The 15,595-nt window shown below is 46.2% G+C and carries 15 protein-coding genes and 1 riboswitch; of the genes, 5 read left to right on the forward strand and 10 right to left on the reverse strand.

Annotated features, from left to right (window positions below; genetic code table 11):
- Positions 1-8: 8 nt before the first annotated feature.
- Positions 9-1,622, reverse strand: coding sequence for a catalase (locus FQV28_RS07340; RefSeq protein ID WP_146495120.1), 1,614 nt, complete (start codon positions 1,620-1,622; stop codon positions 9-11).
- A 283-nt stretch (positions 1,623-1,905) separates the two neighbouring features.
- On the opposite strand from FQV28_RS07340, the gene FQV28_RS07345 reads away from it, so the two are divergent.
- The gene (locus FQV28_RS07345) at positions 1,906-3,726 is read left to right on the forward strand and encodes a M6 family metalloprotease domain-containing protein (RefSeq protein WP_146495122.1); all 1,821 of its coding nucleotides are present in this window, start codon (positions 1,906-1,908) and stop codon (positions 3,724-3,726) included.
- Between the two features lie 61 nt (positions 3,727-3,787).
- Here FQV28_RS07345 and FQV28_RS07350 read toward each other — a convergent pair whose 3' ends face one another.
- On the reverse strand, positions 3,788-4,543 hold the full coding sequence (locus FQV28_RS07350) for an exodeoxyribonuclease III (RefSeq protein ID WP_146495123.1): 756 nt from the start codon (positions 4,541-4,543) through the stop codon (positions 3,788-3,790).
- 324 nt (positions 4,544-4,867) lie between these two features.
- On the opposite strand from FQV28_RS07350, the gene FQV28_RS07355 reads away from it, so the two are divergent.
- On the forward strand, positions 4,868-6,145 hold the full coding sequence (locus tag FQV28_RS07355) for an MFS transporter (protein ID WP_146495125.1): 1,278 nt from the start codon (positions 4,868-4,870) through the stop codon (positions 6,143-6,145).
- A gap of 69 nt (positions 6,146-6,214) precedes the next feature.
- On the opposite strand, the gene FQV28_RS07360 is transcribed toward FQV28_RS07355, so the two are convergent.
- The 7 genes from FQV28_RS07360 to FQV28_RS07390 all read right to left on the reverse strand — a co-directional run bounded on the left by FQV28_RS07360 (position 6,215) and on the right by FQV28_RS07390 (position 11,984).
- Positions 6,215-7,036, reverse strand: a complete 822-nt coding sequence (locus tag FQV28_RS07360) for a YkuS family protein (protein ID WP_146495127.1) — start codon at positions 7,034-7,036, stop codon at positions 6,215-6,217.
- A gap of 90 nt (positions 7,037-7,126) precedes the next feature.
- Positions 7,127-7,615: an energy coupling factor transporter S component ThiW gene (thiW, locus tag FQV28_RS07365; protein WP_146495130.1), complete on the reverse strand. Its 489-nt coding sequence runs from the start codon at positions 7,613-7,615 to the stop codon at positions 7,127-7,129.
- The gene (thiE, locus tag FQV28_RS07370) at positions 7,612-8,271 is read right to left on the reverse strand and encodes a thiamine phosphate synthase (RefSeq protein ID WP_146495132.1); all 660 of its coding nucleotides are present in this window, start codon (positions 8,269-8,271) and stop codon (positions 7,612-7,614) included. The genes thiW and thiE overlap by 4 nt, the downstream gene beginning before the upstream one ends.
- Positions 8,249-9,094, reverse strand: coding sequence for a bifunctional hydroxymethylpyrimidine kinase/phosphomethylpyrimidine kinase (thiD, locus tag FQV28_RS07375; RefSeq protein WP_146495134.1), 846 nt, complete (start codon positions 9,092-9,094; stop codon positions 8,249-8,251). The genes thiE and thiD overlap by 23 nt, the downstream gene beginning before the upstream one ends.
- Positions 9,091-9,885 carry a hydroxyethylthiazole kinase gene (gene thiM / locus FQV28_RS07380; protein ID WP_255472842.1) on the reverse strand — a complete coding sequence of 265 codons (795 nt, stop codon included), beginning with the start codon at positions 9,883-9,885 and terminating at the stop codon, positions 9,091-9,093. The genes thiD and thiM overlap by 4 nt, the downstream gene beginning before the upstream one ends.
- Complete coding sequence (gene tenA / locus FQV28_RS07385) at positions 9,878-10,561, reverse strand: thiaminase II (protein WP_146495138.1); 684 nt, start codon at positions 10,559-10,561, stop codon at positions 9,878-9,880. The genes thiM and tenA overlap by 8 nt, the downstream gene beginning before the upstream one ends.
- A 155-nt stretch (positions 10,562-10,716) precedes the next feature.
- A riboswitch (TPP riboswitch) is annotated at positions 10,717-10,820 on the reverse strand.
- A 33-nt stretch (positions 10,821-10,853) separates the two neighbouring features.
- Positions 10,854-11,984 carry an ABC transporter ATP-binding protein gene (locus FQV28_RS07390; RefSeq protein WP_146495140.1) on the reverse strand — a complete coding sequence of 377 codons (1,131 nt, stop codon included), beginning with the start codon at positions 11,982-11,984 and terminating at the stop codon, positions 10,854-10,856.
- A 284-nt stretch (positions 11,985-12,268) separates the two neighbouring features.
- On the opposite strand from FQV28_RS07390, the gene FQV28_RS07395 reads away from it, so the two are divergent.
- The 3 genes from FQV28_RS07395 to FQV28_RS07405 are packed head-to-tail and all read left to right on the forward strand — an operon-like array spanning position 12,269 to position 15,449.
- Positions 12,269-13,594, forward strand: coding sequence for an ABC transporter substrate-binding protein (locus tag FQV28_RS07395; protein ID WP_146495142.1), 1,326 nt, complete (start codon positions 12,269-12,271; stop codon positions 13,592-13,594).
- Positions 13,595-13,610: 16 nt separating this feature from the next.
- Positions 13,611-14,522 carry a carbohydrate ABC transporter permease gene (locus tag FQV28_RS07400; RefSeq protein WP_255472843.1) on the forward strand — a complete coding sequence of 304 codons (912 nt, stop codon included), beginning with the start codon at positions 13,611-13,613 and terminating at the stop codon, positions 14,520-14,522.
- Positions 14,523-15,449 (forward strand): carbohydrate ABC transporter permease, encoded by a 927-nt coding sequence (locus FQV28_RS07405; protein WP_146495144.1) that lies wholly within the window; start codon positions 14,523-14,525, stop codon positions 15,447-15,449.
- A gap of 57 nt (positions 15,450-15,506) precedes the next feature.
- Here the strand turns inward: FQV28_RS07405 and FQV28_RS07410 are convergent.
- Positions 15,507-15,595: IS3 family transposase (locus FQV28_RS07410; RefSeq protein WP_146495148.1), on the reverse strand; the 89-nt coding region annotated here is incomplete at its 5' end.

The raw sequence follows: 15,595 nt of genomic DNA on the forward strand, positions 1-15,595 counted from the left end.
TGGTTTTATTAATAAGGGCCAGCTTCGTGGCCTTTTTGAGCAGCAGCTTGCGCCACTTTATTGGCTGCAGGCTTGCCATACACTCTAGGCTCGCTGTCTTTCATCTCTTCCATCGCTTTGATCTTCTGTTCCATATTTTCACGTACGCGGCGGCCATAATCTTCGTCCGCTTGCGTGAAGTGATGGATCATTTCTTCCTGGATTCTTGGGTCGCATACAGACAGCGCATCGCCCAAGTTGTTAATCAGCTCTTCACGTTCCCAATCTTCAAAGCTGCGGTAAGTTTCTCCAGCCTGGCCATAATTATTTGTACGGTCAATCGGCTGGCTGACTACTTTAGCGTTGTAAGCCGGTTCGTGAGGCGGTGCAACTTTTTCCGCTTCCTTCACGCCGCCCAGAACAGATGGCTCGTAATTGATATGCGGATTTGGCACATGTTCTGCCGGACGGTCCATTTGACCGCCGTACTGGTTTGTCGCAACCCGTTTTTTCGGTGCGTTGACTGGCAATTGCAGGTAGTTGGCGCCTACCCGGTAGCGCTGCGTATCGGAATACGAGAACGTACGCCCTTGCAGCATCTTATCGTCCGAGAAGTCCAAACCGTCTACAAGGACCCCTGTACCGAAGGCTGCCTGCTCAATTTCAGCATGATAGTTTTCCGGATTGCGGTTTAAGACCATTTTACCGACAGGAAGGAACGGGAATTTGTCCTGCGGCCATAATTTCGTATCATCCAGCGGATCAAAATCAAGTTCCGCATGCTCGTCATCGCTCATGATCTGAACGAATAATTCCCATTCCGGATAATCTCCGCGCTCGATTGATTCAAACAAATCCTGTGTAGCATGTCCAGTATTTTCTGCCTGGATTTCATTGGCTTCTGCCTGCGTTAAGTTGCGGATGCCCTGTTTCGGCTCCCAGTGATACTTGACGAGAACTGCTTCGCCTTTATCGTTTACCCATTTATAGGTGTTTACGCCAGACCCTTGCATATGGCGGTAAGTGGCAGGGATGCCCCATGGCGAGAACAAGAACGTGATCATATGCGTCGCTTCTGGAGTTCGCGCAACAAAGTCGAACATGCGCTCAGGATTCGGAACGTTTGACACCGGGTCATTTTTAAATGCATGAATCATATCCGGGAATTTCATCGCATCACGGATAAAGAAGATTTTAAGGTTGTTTCCGACTAAGTCCCAGTTGCCGTCTTCCGTGTACATTTTAACCGCAAATCCTCTCGGGTCTCTTGCAGTTTCAGAAGAATGCCGGGAACCTGCTACTGTAGAAAAACGAACCAATAACGGCGTCTGCTTTCCTGCACCAGAAAACACTTTCGCACGCGTATATTTCTCGACCGGCTCATCTCCAACTTTTCCGTAAGTTTCAAAATAGCCAAATGCACCGGCACCCCGTGCGTGAACAATTCGTTCCGGGATTTCTTCCCGGTCAAAATGTGAGATTTTTTCAATAAAGTGATAGTTTTCAAGAGTGGCAGGGCCGCGGTTTCCAACGGTCCGTATATTCTGATTGTCTTTTACAGGATGCCCTTGCCGGGTCGTCAGCGTTTGTTCATCTTCGCCCGTTCCCATTTTCAAGTTCTTTTCTTCCTTGTTTTCACTCATACGAATCCTCCTCTGTATTTTTCTATCATTTTATTTTTCCCGTTGCTTTCTTTCTTAAACATCAAATTATAAAGAGCAGAAAATAGGTATTTTATTCGCATTCTTTCAACTGCCTTTAAAGCGGTAATTTGAGAGGAATAATTAAATCAGATTTGTAAAGTAAAGACAATAAGAAGTAAGACACTTTAATAAATTTACAAAAAGAACATAATTACCTATTCAAAATATACTGAATTATTTATATTATTTTACAAAACAATAATTTTTAAGGAGAGTGACACGTTTGTTAAAAGTCTTATCTACTTCATTTTTATCGCTTGCAGTTGCAGGAGCTGCAATTTTTGCAGGGACTGGAGCCCCTGCTGCTCCAGCGGAACAACCAAGCAAGTACAATTTAAATCCTGCTGAACACGTGGGGGCTGCACCGGAACTGGCGGATAAAGCCAAAAAATTAGGAATCGACCTTTCAAAAGCAGATCCTGTTGAAAAAATAGCCGGCAATGGAACAAAATTTGAAGCTCCTGGTGATAACCATGTTGCTTATAACTCAACACAAGGAGATGTTCCCGTCTTAGTTCTTTTAGCTAAATATAAAGGCGATGATCAGCCGGTCGGCGATATGCCTGGACAAGTTCCTGCACACTACTATGAAGACTTAATTTTTGGAAACGAATATAATCCATACGAACTTCCCCAATTTGAGCAATACGCTGAATTTAATGGAGTAAAGGCTCCGACGGACAGTACGATGCAAAACGTCTATAAAGAATCCAGCAACGGAAAAGTTAACCTTGTCCGCAAGGAGAATACAGAATTTGTCTGGGTTGAACTGCCAAAAGGAGCTTCCTACTACTTGGATCAAGAAGGCACTTATGCTGAAGATGGCACTTACGTATTGGGTAATGTAAACGGAGATGCCCATACAGGCGAATTCGTTCGCGACCTATTAAAAGCGGCTGACGAGCAAGTCGATTTCTCTAAATATGCGGTAGATGGCGAAGTACCAAACGTATTTGTGGTCCATGAAGGCACAGGAGCAGAATTCAGCAGCGACCCTGCCCAATTCTGGTCACACAAATGGAGCTTGCTCAGCGCATTGTACTACGGAAAATACTATGAGACTGGCAAGCCTGCCGACGTTTATGAAGGCAAGAGCCAAAGCCAATGGATTAACGAAACAGTGATAGAAGATATGACATATGACGGCGTTGTTGTCGACAACTATAACATCCAGCCAGGAATCGGCGGTAACGTGGCTGGTTACGATGCAGCAACCGGCACTTATTCGGACGCAGCGAAAACTGGTCCATATCCGGCACAACCTGGGGTTTATGCCCACGAATTTGGCCATGCGCTTGGCTTGCCTGACTTTTATGATACCGTTTACTCTTCTGAAGGCGTCGGCAATTATTCAATGATGTCTGGCGGATCTTGGATGCGCTATCCTGATGGCAACGCTTATTCAGGAAATGCACCGACTCACTTCGACCCATTCTCAAAAATCTTCTTGGGATGGACTACTCCGGTTGAAGTAAAACCGGAAAGCGGTGTCAAAGAAATCACATTGCCGGCTATCAATAAAGCAGCAGCTGATAATGGTATCGTGAAAATGGAAGTTCCAGGTTCTAACGGGACGGAATACTTCTTGTTCGAAAACGTACAGCAAGACGGATTCAACAAAGGCTTGAACCGCCAAGGCACTGATGCTCATGGTCTATTGGCATGGCACGTGGATGAAAACGTTTTGAACTTGTACCAAACAGCCGGTTTCCGTCCGAATAACGTGGAAAACTGGATGAACAAACGCTTCCAGTACAACCAGTTTGATACTGCCAGCGACGGCACAAAAGTTACCCACTATGGACTGTCTCTTCTTCAAGCAGACGGCAAGTATGATCTTGAGAAAAATGCCAACCGCGGCGACGCAGGCGACTTCTTTAAAACTGGAAGCAAAATTACGCCAACCAGCAGCAATGTCCATACAGGTTCTTACTACTTCTGGAAAGGCAACAGCAAAACGCCTGCCGATTCGGGGATTAACGTAACCGACATCGTCGAAAACAAAGACGGTTCCATTACAGCGAAATTCTTCTACAGTAAATAAGAAAAATCCCCGGCTTCAGCCTCTTTATAAGAGTCTGAAGCCGGGGATTTGTTTTGTTTCATCAAAAAGCCATTTCCAATTCAATTGGACAATGATCGGAACCTAATACTTCCGCATGAATTTTTGCGCCTTTTAAATTTGGTACAAGGCTAAGGGATGCGATAAAGTAGTCAATGCGCCATCCAATGTTTTTTGCCCGGCAATCGGACCGGTAAGACCACCAAGAATACCGCCCAGTTGCACCAGGGTAAAAATAGCGGAACGTATCGATAAAACCGCTCTCTAAAAAGCTGGACAGCTTCCCGCGTTCTTCCGGAGTAAATCCGGAATTTTTCATGTTCGCTTTTGGATTTCTCAAGTCAATCTCTTCATGCGCCACGTTCAAATCTCCGCACAAAATAACAGGTTTTTGTTGATCTAAATTTTTTATGTAAGTAAGGAGTGCATCTTCCCACCTCAAGCGGTAATCAAGCCGGAGCAGCCCATGCTGCGAGTTTGGCGTATATACCGTCACAACAAAATAATTGTCGAACTCGAGAGTGATGATACGCCCTTCCGCATCATGTTCTTCAACACCTAACCCATACCGTACAGTAATCGGCTCTCTTTTCGTAAAAATGGCAGTTCCGGAATAGCCTTTTTTAAGGGCATAATTCCAGTATTTGAAGTATCCCGGCAGTTCCATTTCAATCTGCCCTTCCTGCAGCTTGATCTCCTGCAGGCAAAATACGTCAGCATCGACTTTTTCAAAAAAGTCCATAAAGCCTTTTTTCATGACAGCCCTTAAGCCGTTCACATTCCATGAAACAAATTTCAAAAGTGCACCTTCTTTCCCGTTCTTTTTCTAGTTTACTTGAGGAAAGTGCGCCGCTCAAATTGAAGTCTGTACCGCTTCGGCCGCTCTGGGCAGTGCAAAGACGATTGTTTCTGCATTGCACCTGCATCGCTGCTCGCTTCGTCGCAAAGCCATGGGCTGAAAAACTTCGGCCCATGGCTTTTCAGCTGTTTTGCGGAATATCGGATATTATAAATCATTAGCCAATTTATATAGCGTAAAATTTCAGTAAATTTTTAGAATGTTCACCCAATCCTCGCTTCTTCTTGTACAATAGACCTATCTAGGACTAAGGAGATTGAACTCATGAAAAACTTTACAAAAGAAGAGAAGAGTTGGGCGCTTTACGACTGGGGAAGTTCTGCTTATTCTATTATTATTACAACAGCTGTTTTTCCGTTATTTTATAAATCCGCTGCTACGGAAGCCGGTGTCAGCCTGTCTGATTCAACCGCCTACCTTGGCTACACAATTGCCATTTTCACATTTATCCTGGCTTTAATCGGGCCCATTTTAGGAACAATTGCAGACTATCAAGGGCTTAAAAAGAAGTTCTTTGCCGCTTTTTTCTTTATGGGAACTGCAGCGACGGCGATGCTCGCTTTTGTACCGAGCGATAATTGGCTGCTGCTTTTAGTCTGCTATACTTTCGCAGCTCTTGGCGCTACAGGGGCCAACGTCTTTTATGATGCCTTCATTGTTGATGTTACAACAGAGAAACGCATGAACATCGTATCTTCTTTCGGCTATGGGCTGGGCTATATCGGTTCGACGATTCCCTTTATCATTTCGATTGCCATCATTGTACTTTCTCAGCAAGGTATTTTACCGGTTTCAACGATCAATGCGAGCCGAATTGCGTTTGGCATTACTGCAATCTGGTGGATTTCGTTCTCCATTCCAATGTTTCGCCACGTTCAGCAGCGTTATTTTATTGAGCGTGAACCGAATCCGATCAGCCAAAGCTTTAAGCGCCTCAGCAAAACCGTGCGGGAAATACGCCAATACCGTGCACTGTTTTTGTTTTTAATCGCCTACTTCTTTTATATTGACGGAGTAGGAACCATCATTTCCATGTCAACAGCCTACGGAACCGACCTCGGGCTCAGTTCAGTCAGCTTATTGATCGTCCTATTCGCCACGCAAGTGGTTGCTGCTCCATTCGCTATCCTATACGGCCGGCTGTCCGAACGCTTTACCGGAAAAAAAATGCTATATGTCGGCATTTGTATCTATATCATTGTGTGCATTTACGCTTTCTTCCTGGAAACAATTGTAGATTTCTGGATTTTAGCAATGCTTGTAGCGACCAGCCAAGGCGGCATTCAAGCACTGAGCCGTTCTTATTTCGGCAAGCTCGTGCCAAAAGAAAATTCCAATGAGTTTTTTGGTTTCTATAATATTTTCGGCAAGTTTGCCGCTATATTAGGTCCACTTTTAGTCGGAGTCACTTCCCAAATCACAGGGAATTCCAGTATGGGCGTTTTCAGCCTAGTTATTCTGTTTATTATTGGCTTATTCATCTTGTCGCGTGTGCCGGAGCCCGTTGCCCATGATGCCGTTGACGACATTGTCGCGGAATAGCTGCCCCCAATAGAAAAGGTGGCCGGAAACCCTGCTGAAAAGCAGGATTTCCGGCCACCTTTATTTTTGTTACTTATCTTTCGATTTGATAATAACGCCGCCTGTGTCGTTATTTTCAACTGAAGCATCTCCAAGTTCCACCACTTCAATTTTGCCGCTTTCTTGTTTTGCTTCTTTTTCAGCTTTTTTAATTTCTTTTTCAGCCTTTTTTTCAGCTTTTTCATGCTCTTTTTGAGCTTTCTGTTCTTGTTTTACTTCGTTCATAACCGCTTTTTGCTGCTTGGCCAGCTCTTTTTCTTCTTTTTTCTCTTGGCGTTTAGCTTTTAAGTTGTCCACCGGACCTTTTGCTTTTTCCATTACGCCAGAGCCTTTTTCTTTCGCTTGGCCAACGACGCCTTTTACTTTTTCAGCAACGCCGCCTCCGCCGCCTCCGGACTGATCACTGTCTTTATCTTTTGATGTGAGGCCACCTGCTTTGCTTTTAACTTGCTCTATTGTGCCTGTCGCTTTTTCCATGACAGTCCCTTGCATTTCCTTGCCGCTTTTTGGCGTAAGCAATAGCCCAGCTGCTGCGCCGATGACTGCGCCAGTTGCAGCGCCTTTTAGGAACGGGCTCATGCCGCCTTTTTCCTGATCTGCAGGCGCAGTAATTTTGCCGGAACGTACGAGGCGTTCTTCCACTTCCTCAACGATATCATACAAAGTACGGCCTTTTGCTTCCACCAAGGGAACGTTCATGTGAAAATCCGCTAAATCTTCCTTATCCCGGACCACTACGCAATCGTAGCTTACCGAATCTGCTTTTTGATCGAGCATATCTACTTTGTAGCCTTTCTTTTCAAGCGCATCTTTTACTGACGTAAACGGTTGTTCAACTGCAATTTTCACCATTCCATGTCAACTCCCTTTCGAAAAGTGTTTGTTCCTTTGTTTCCCCTCATTCCCAGCAGGATAAACACTCGCTTGATGAATGTAATAAATTTACTCAAACAGCCGGTTTTCACTAACTTTCATCAATCTTGAAACCAGAAAGGTGCCGAGCAAGGCGCCGCTTGCACTCGAAATTAAAAAAGGAGGAAAAAAGAAAAAGGCACCAAACTCTGTTCCCATCAAAAACTTTGCGTATGGGACAGCCACAAAAGACGCAATAATTCCCGTTCCGGCCACTTCACCTAATGCAGCCAACCAAACTTTTCCGTACTTTGCATACATTATACCTGCAAACAGGGCGCCAATCATGCCTCCCGGAAAAGCCAGCAATGAACCGGTTCCCGTGAAAACTCTCACCGTTCCAGTCAAGAAAGCAATCAGAAGAGCTGGGCCCGGACCTAAAAGAACAGCCGAAATGACATTGACAGCATGTTGGATGGGGTAAGCTCGGGCGAGGCCCGCTGGAAATGAGACAAAGGTTGAGCCTGCTACAGCAATCGCCACAAACATCGCTATCAGCACTAGTTTTCGGGTTTTCATCTGACGCCCCCCTTTTTATAGGAATTTTTGAAAAGCCCTACTTGAAGTGCCACATCTTCCGCTTGAGCTATAGCAGATATCACCGCCACGCCTTCCGCGCCGGCACTCCATACATGTCCTGCGTTTTCAGGAGTGATTCCGCCGATGCCGACAATCGGCAATTGGGGATATATGGATTTCACTGAAAGAATACCGGCTGCACCAGCTGGGCTTTTCGCATCGCTTTTCGAGCTGGTCGGAAAAACGGGTCCCATTCCCACATAATCAGCTCCCGCCACAATGGCCGCCCCCGCTTCCTCCACTGAATGGACGGAAACACCAAGAATTTTTCCTGGCCCTATTTGCTTGCGCACAGCGGCGGCATCTTCATCTTCTTGTCCAATGTGGATGCCGTCCGCGTCAATTTCACGAGCCAATGCAACATTGTCATTGATGATAAATGGCACACCGTACACCTTGCACAGCCGTTGGCAATCCTGGGCAAATTTCTTTAGCGCATGGCCACTCAAAGCCCCCGCGCCTTTTTCCCGCAACTGAAAAAAACTGATTCCCGCTGACAGCGCTTCTTCCAGCACCGTCAGAGGATTTCGCTCATTTACATTTCCGGTTCCCATAATAAAATAGATGGATGGTTCACCCCAGTATTTCAATGCCATTCCTCCTTCCCCCTTGCTGCATCCCGGCCTTATAAGCTGCGTGATTGGTCGGGCCATGGCCAGCTCCGATATGCAAGCTTTCACTGAGCGCCGCCTGAATGAATTGTTTCGCTACATGTATCGCTTCCTTCGCCGCTTTCCCTTTCGCCAATTCTGCTGCCACAGCAGCGGCAAACGTACAGCCAGTCCCATGCGTTTGGGTTGTGTCAATCCGGACAGAGCGGAAGATAAAAGATTCGCCTGAGCAGTGTAGATAAAAGTCTTCCGCTATGTGAGGATCTGCACCGTGCCCTCCTTTGATAACGACTGATTCCGCTCCAAACGACAGGATTTTTTCAGCGGCTTTTCTCCGTGACGCCCCGTCAGTGATTGCCATTCCACAGAGAGCTTCAGCTTCCGGAATGTTCGGCGTTACGACGGTTGCCAAGGGCAGAAGGTGCTCCTTTATCGCTTCCGCAGCTTCCCGCTGCAGCAAGGCGGCTCCGCCTTTTGCAATCATAACCGGATCGACGACGACTCTGCCCCAGCCAAATTGCTTTATACTTCTTACCGCCTCTTCGATAATTTCCGCGCTGAACAACATTCCCGTCTTCAGTGCCGCCACTTGAAAGTCCCTGCCTATCGCCTCCAGCTGGCTGCGCACCGCTTCAGGGGCCATCGGGTAAATCGCATCGACTCCGAGCGTATTCTGCGCCGTCACTGCTGTAATGGCTGAAGTGGAATAAACACCGAGTTCCTGAAAAGTTTTAATATCCGCTTGAATGCCAGCGCCACCTCCAGAATCGGATCCTGCAATGGTCAGTACTTGAGGGATTGCACTCATACCTTTTCTTCCTTTCCTTTTAAAATTTCTTCGATTTCGGTTTGCTGGAGTGAACTCAATTCATCCAAAAAAGCCAGTTGAAAAGTTCCCGGCAATTTCGCGTAAGCGGCCGCTCTTTCTCCGGCAATGGCGTAATATTGCATGGCCGCCGTCGTTGCCATGAACGCGTCTCTTGGTTTTGTCGCCAAAAACGCGGCCACCACCGCACTCAGCAAACAGCCAGTCCCTGTAATCGATGCCATGATGGCATCGCCAAACGGAATTTCCACAAACCGCTTCCCGTCCGTTACAACGTCCACTTCTCCGGTAACAGCGACAATTATCCCCAGCTTCACAGCGAGCCGGCGGGCAAGTTCACCAATATCGGCCTGCCCTTCTCCCGCATCCACGCCTTTGGCTTGCCAATCCGCTCCAGCAATGGCAGCCAGTTCGCCGGCATTGCAGCGAAGAACGGTGATCTTCAGTTCACTAAGGATCTTTGCGACTGCACTAGCTCTGTATGGAGTCGCTCCAGCGCCCACCGGATCCAGGACGATGGGAATGTTTTTTTCGTTGGCTGCTTTTCCGGCAATCAGCATACTTTGCAAAGAAACAGCATTCAAGGTGCCGATATTCAGCGACAGCGCCCCGGCCAAGGAAGCCAGTTCCCCGGCTTCTTCCGGCGCCTCCCCCATGATTGGCGACGCGCCGATTGCCAGCAAGCCGTTCGCTTGAAAGTTCGAGACCACGTGATTGGTAATTGAATGGACAATCGGTTTTTGTGTTTTGAGTTCATTTAGCACTTTAAACACCTGCCTTATCAAAAGTCTCAACGGACCATGTTTCTTTTTTCCAAGCCTGCTCCCAGAAGTTCCATTCGTAATAGCTGCTCCGCCGGAAATGGCTTTTCAGTTCTCGTCGCCTCGCTTGCGGCAGTTCTTCTGCCAGCTTGTCCATGCGCTCGATTTGTTCAGCAACAAGTTCCCCAAACCACTCCGAACCATATGTTTCGATCCAGCGTTTGTAAATCGGATGGCCAGGCTTTGCATTTTTCAAATTTTCACCGATTTCATAATACAGCCAGTAGCAAGGCAGAATCGCAGCCAAGACATCGGCCAGATCACCTTCTGCGGAACGATACATGTGGGATACATATGCATACGCACTTGGGGACGGTTCAAATGCCGCCCAGTCCTCTTTTGTTACACCGAGCAATTTCATGAACGACTCGTGCAGCGCCATTTCGGCGGCACATGTCTGCTCGGCATGATGGGCAAAACGTTTTGTCGTTTCCAAGTCGCCCGCTTTGACAGCACCGATTGCCTGCACTTTCGCAAAATGGGTCAAATAATAAGCATCCTGCATCACATAGAAGCGGAACCGGTCAAGTGCCAATGTGCCATCGGCAATTCCTTTCACGAACGGGTGATCAAAACTTGCTTGCCATAATTCATTGCATTCTTCACGCACTTCTTTACAAAATGACATTTCTCCATCTCCTTTTAAACGATTTTCGGGCTCGAATGCCTGCTCTACGAAATGAAAGTTGAAATTGAGCAGCCACATCCGCTTTTTCCAGCAAATAAAAAACGCCGCTTCCCAGTAAAGGAAAGCGGCGTGTATGCACATAGAAAAGAGAAATTTGCATGCGTTCGCCACTTCCCTCCGCTGGTATGATCCAGATCAGGTTCAAAGGGTCCGGGCTTATGCCCGTCTCAGCCGATATCCGGCTCCCCTAGTGGTGTTTAATATTTAGTTTTCGTAGCCACTATATCACAGTTCAAGAAACTTCAACAACTGATTTTGCAATCGGCTCTTTGATGCGTTCCCCATTTTTCGGGTCAAAGAAATGGACATGGGACATATCAAAAGCAAGCCGCACTGTATCGCCCGGGCTGATTTTTGAATCAGCTTCCACACGTGCCACAAACTCCTGGTCCGCGTAGAGAGCATACAAAATAGTTTCGGCCCCAGTAAGTTCGGACACAGTAATTGTTGCATCAAATTCGCTTGTTGGAACTCCGGAGAGATCTTCACTGTTTACATGGATGTGCTCTGGCCGGATCCCTAAAGTGATCGGTGCTCCGTCATAACCTTGGCCTTTCAACCAGTCCAACTGCTCTGCTGGAATGTCCAGTGTCCGGTCTCCAATAGTGAAGGTCCCGTTCTTTAAAGTCCCTTCGAAAAAATTCATGGCAGGCGACCCGATAAAGCTGCCAACAAATCGGTTGGCCGGAAAATCATAGACTTCCTTAGGTGTCCCCACCTGCTGGATAAGGCCATCTTTCATGACGACAATGCGGCTGGCCATTGTCATGGCTTCCGTTTGATCGTGTGTCACATAAATGGTCGTTGTTTGCAGCCGCTGATGCAGCTTCGCAATTTCCGCCCGCATCTGCACCCGCAACTTAGCATCCAAATTTGATAACGGCTCATCCATCAAAAAGACTTGCGCATCCCGGACAATGGCGCGCCCAAGAGCTACCCGCTGGCGCTGGCCGCCTGATAGAACTTTCGGCTTTTTATCCAAGTAAGGCTGCAGGCCAAGGATATCTGCTGCAGCTTCTACTTTTTTCTTAATCTCCTGCTTTTTCACTTTACGCAGCTTCAAACCAAACGCAATGTTTTCAAAAACCGACATATGTGGATAGAGAGCATAATTTTGAAATACCATGGCAATGTCCCGCTCTTTTGGCTGGACTTCGTTCATCAGTTTGCCGTTTATGTAGAATTCGCCGTCCGTGATTTCTTCAAGCCCCGCAATCATACGCAGCGTTGTCGATTTCCCGCACCCAGAAGGGCCAACAAAGACGATAAATTCACCGTCTTTAATGTGAAGATTAAAATCTTTCACTGCAATAGCACCGTTGTCGTATGTTTTCTTCAAGTGTTCAATCTTAATCTCTGCCATTTTGCTTCCCCCATTCTTTTTGTTTAATTATAGATAGTTTTCTGTAAATTACAAATATGACCATGGAAAAGTAAGAGAAGTTAAGCTATACTTCTCCTAAAGAAGTAGAAGCTGGAATTTATTATCCACCTTCTCTAAATTTATAGAGGAGAAAAGGTTTAAAGTCCAGTAATATAGGTTAATTACTTCGAGGGTCAAAGATTTTTTGTAAATCACTTCGACTGTCGAAGTAATAACCTGACTTCCTTTTTAAACTACCACAACTACAGGAGGAGTGAAGAAAAATGAACAAAACGCGCAGCTTTATCTTTGTACTGGCCGCCTTGGTTTTATTTTTAAGCGGTTGTGCCGGTTTCCAGACAAGCAGCAACAATGAAGAAGCGAACAAAGAAGAAAATACAGAAGGTAAAACCGTCATCGATTTTTGGACGTTCTGGGGCTCAGAAATCCGCCGCCCAATCATCGAGAAAATGATTGCAGATTTTAACGAATCACAAGACGAAATTGAAGTGAAACACACATATTTGCCATTTGGCGATATTTGGACTAAAGAACTTGCGGCAATTGCTGCCGGCGATCCGCCTGATGTCGTGATCAACGATATCAACGCGACTGCACTTCGCGGACAAAAAGAGCAAGCGATGAACTTGTCTCAATTCTTGGAGCAAGATGACATTTCAAACCGCTTTTACCCTGAACTTTGGGATGCGACTCTTTACGAAGGCGACTCTTACGGAGTTCCATTCAATACCGATACGCGGGTTTTATTCTACAATAAAGACGCTTTTGAAGAAGTCGGCCTAGATCCTGAAAATCCGCCGACAACTTGGGCTGAACTTGAAGAGTATGCAGCAAAATTGGACAAGAAATCCGGTGATAATTATGACCGCATCGGTTTTTATCCGCTATGGGGAGTCGGATATGATGTTTGGCTCTTGAACGCAAATGGCCAGAACTATTTTGACGAGCAAAATAATTTCCAAATTGATACAGCCAAAAATGAAGAGGTTTTAAATTGGCTGAAGTCTTTCAAAGATCGTTATGGCGAAGATGTGATCAACTCTTATCAAGCACAGATCGACAGCCAACAAGGGCACCCATTCTTTAGCGGAGATTTGGCAATGATCGTCCAACAGCCGACTTTCTACACCCAAATCCGCGACTATGCACAAGATTTGAATTTCGGAGTGGTAGAACTTCCTGAATACGAAGAAGGGAATGGCCACACAAGTTGGGGCGGCGGTTTCGTAGCAGAAATTCCTGCTGGCGCCAAAAACCCTGAAGCATCTTGGGAATTCATCAAATACTTGACTGACGTTGAAGCACAGACCTATTGGGCTGTCCAGAACTTTGACAATGTCGCGAACATTGAAGCGGCTGAATCGGCTGCCGAATCAACAGAATTCACGGAAGATGGCACAATGGTTTACCAGAAAGCCGTTGAGAACATGGAACATACGCTATTGACGCCGGTTCCGGTAATCGCACCTGACTTCAGCAGTTTCATCAACCCGAACATGGATGAATTCTTCCTCGGTTCTATGACAGCAAAAGAGGCATTAGAGAAATCACAGACAGATGTCGAGAACTTAATCAAGAAAAACCAGTAAGCGAGGGGGAACCATTTTGGGGAAAAAAAGACTGACCATGCGGCGCAAGGAAAGCATCTACGGCTATATTTTCGTATTGCCATGGATCATTGGATTTCTCGCTTTCACCGCGGGACCTTTGGTATTTTCCTTTGCGGCGAGTTTCACAAACTATAACATTACATCACAGATGGACTTTGTCGGCGGAGAAAACTATCAAGGGCTCTTCACGGAGGACAGCCTTTTTTGGACCTCGCTCTGGAACACCTTGTATTTTGTGGCATTTTCGGTGCCACTGACAACTCTTGGCGCCATTTTCCTGTCCGCTTTATTGAATCAGGATATTCCGGGCATCCGCTTTTTCCGGACTTTGTATTATTTGCCGGCAGTCTTGTCTGGCGTCGGAGTATATATGCTTTGGATGCAGCTTCTCGACCCAGGTACCGGGATGGTTAACTTGGTGTTGAGCTGGTTCGGCATCGACGGGCCCAATTGGCTGTTTGATCCGGACTGGACGAAGCCCTCGTTGATTTTCATGAAGCTTTGGAGTGTCGGCGGTTCGATGCTTTTGTATTTGGCGAGCATGCAGGGCGTTTCCAAAAATCTTTATGAAGCCGCGGAAATAGACGGCGCAAATACATGGAGAAAGTTCTTCCATATCACGATCCCGATGATTACACCTGTCATTTTCTTTGACGTGGTGACGAGCCTCATCGGCGGGTTCCAGATTTTTCAGGAAGCCTATGTCATGTCCAATAATGGTGAAGGCGGCCCGGCAAATTCTTTGCTGTTCTATAATCTGTATATGTGGAAACAAGCCTTTACAAACTTTAACATGGGCTATGCCATGGCCATGTCGTGGATTTTATTCGTCATTGTGTTCTTCCTGACCATCATCAATTTGAAGCTCGCTCCTCGTTGGGTTCATTACGAAGGGGAGGAGAAATAAATGGATAAAACAACAGAAGAGACGGATTACCTGGACAGTGCCGACAGCCTAAAAAGCATCGGCAAGACGAATGAAAACCCCAGTTTCTTGGAGCATCGCGGAAACAGGAAAAACTTTTTGACGGTCATCAATTTTTTCCTGCTTGCAATAGGCGGCTTGCTAATCCTTTCTCCTTTATGGTGGATGGTTTCCACGTCCCTTAAAACGATGGCAGAAGTAATGTCGTTCCCTCCATCTTTTTGGCCGGAGGATTGGTTGTTCAGCAACTATTTACGGACGTGGGAAGCAGCTCCTTTTACACGCTATACAATTAACACACTGACCATCACCATTCTTGTCGTTATCGGCAATGTATTGTCAAATTCGTTTATCGCTTACGGATTTGCGAAGATTCCGTTCAAAGGCAAAAATATATTGTTTGCAATTGTCTTGGCTACCATGATGATTCCAGGATTTGTCACACTGATTCCGCAATATGTTCTTTTTGCCAAATTGAACTGGATCAATACTTATTACCCTTTGTTTGTGCCAGCCTTTTTCGGCAGCGCCTTCAACATCTTCCTGCTTCGCCAATTTTATATGACAATTCCTACCGAATTGATTGAAGCAGCGAAAATGGAAGGTGCCAACCATTTCTATATTTGGTGGAAAATCGGTTTGCCGTTAACCAAGCCGGCAATCGCCACTGTCGCTATCTTCTCATTTAATGGCGCGTGGAACGATTTCCTTGGGCCGCTATTGTATTTGAACGACGAAAACTTGTATACACTGCAGATTGGTTTGCAGGTATTCAAGGGGCAACTCAGCACTCAGTGGAATTATTTGATGGCCGGCTCGCTTATTGTGCTGTTGCCAGTCATCTTGCTGTTCTTCGTTTTCCAAAAATATTTCATCCAGGGCATCAACTTACAATCTGGAGGAAAATAAAAAATCCCATCTGCGAATGTGGACTGACCCGTTAATTTGAGACACAAGAAAAAACACCTAGACTGCCATTGTCCGGTATTCAACCGGAGAGTGGCAGTTTAATTTTTGGAACGGTCGGATGTAGTTGTAATAATACATGTAATCTT

Source organism: Planomicrobium sp. CPCC 101079, from assembly GCF_007859275.1.
In the GTDB taxonomy this organism is placed as follows: Bacteria; Bacillota; Bacilli; order Bacillales_A; family Planococcaceae; genus Planococcus.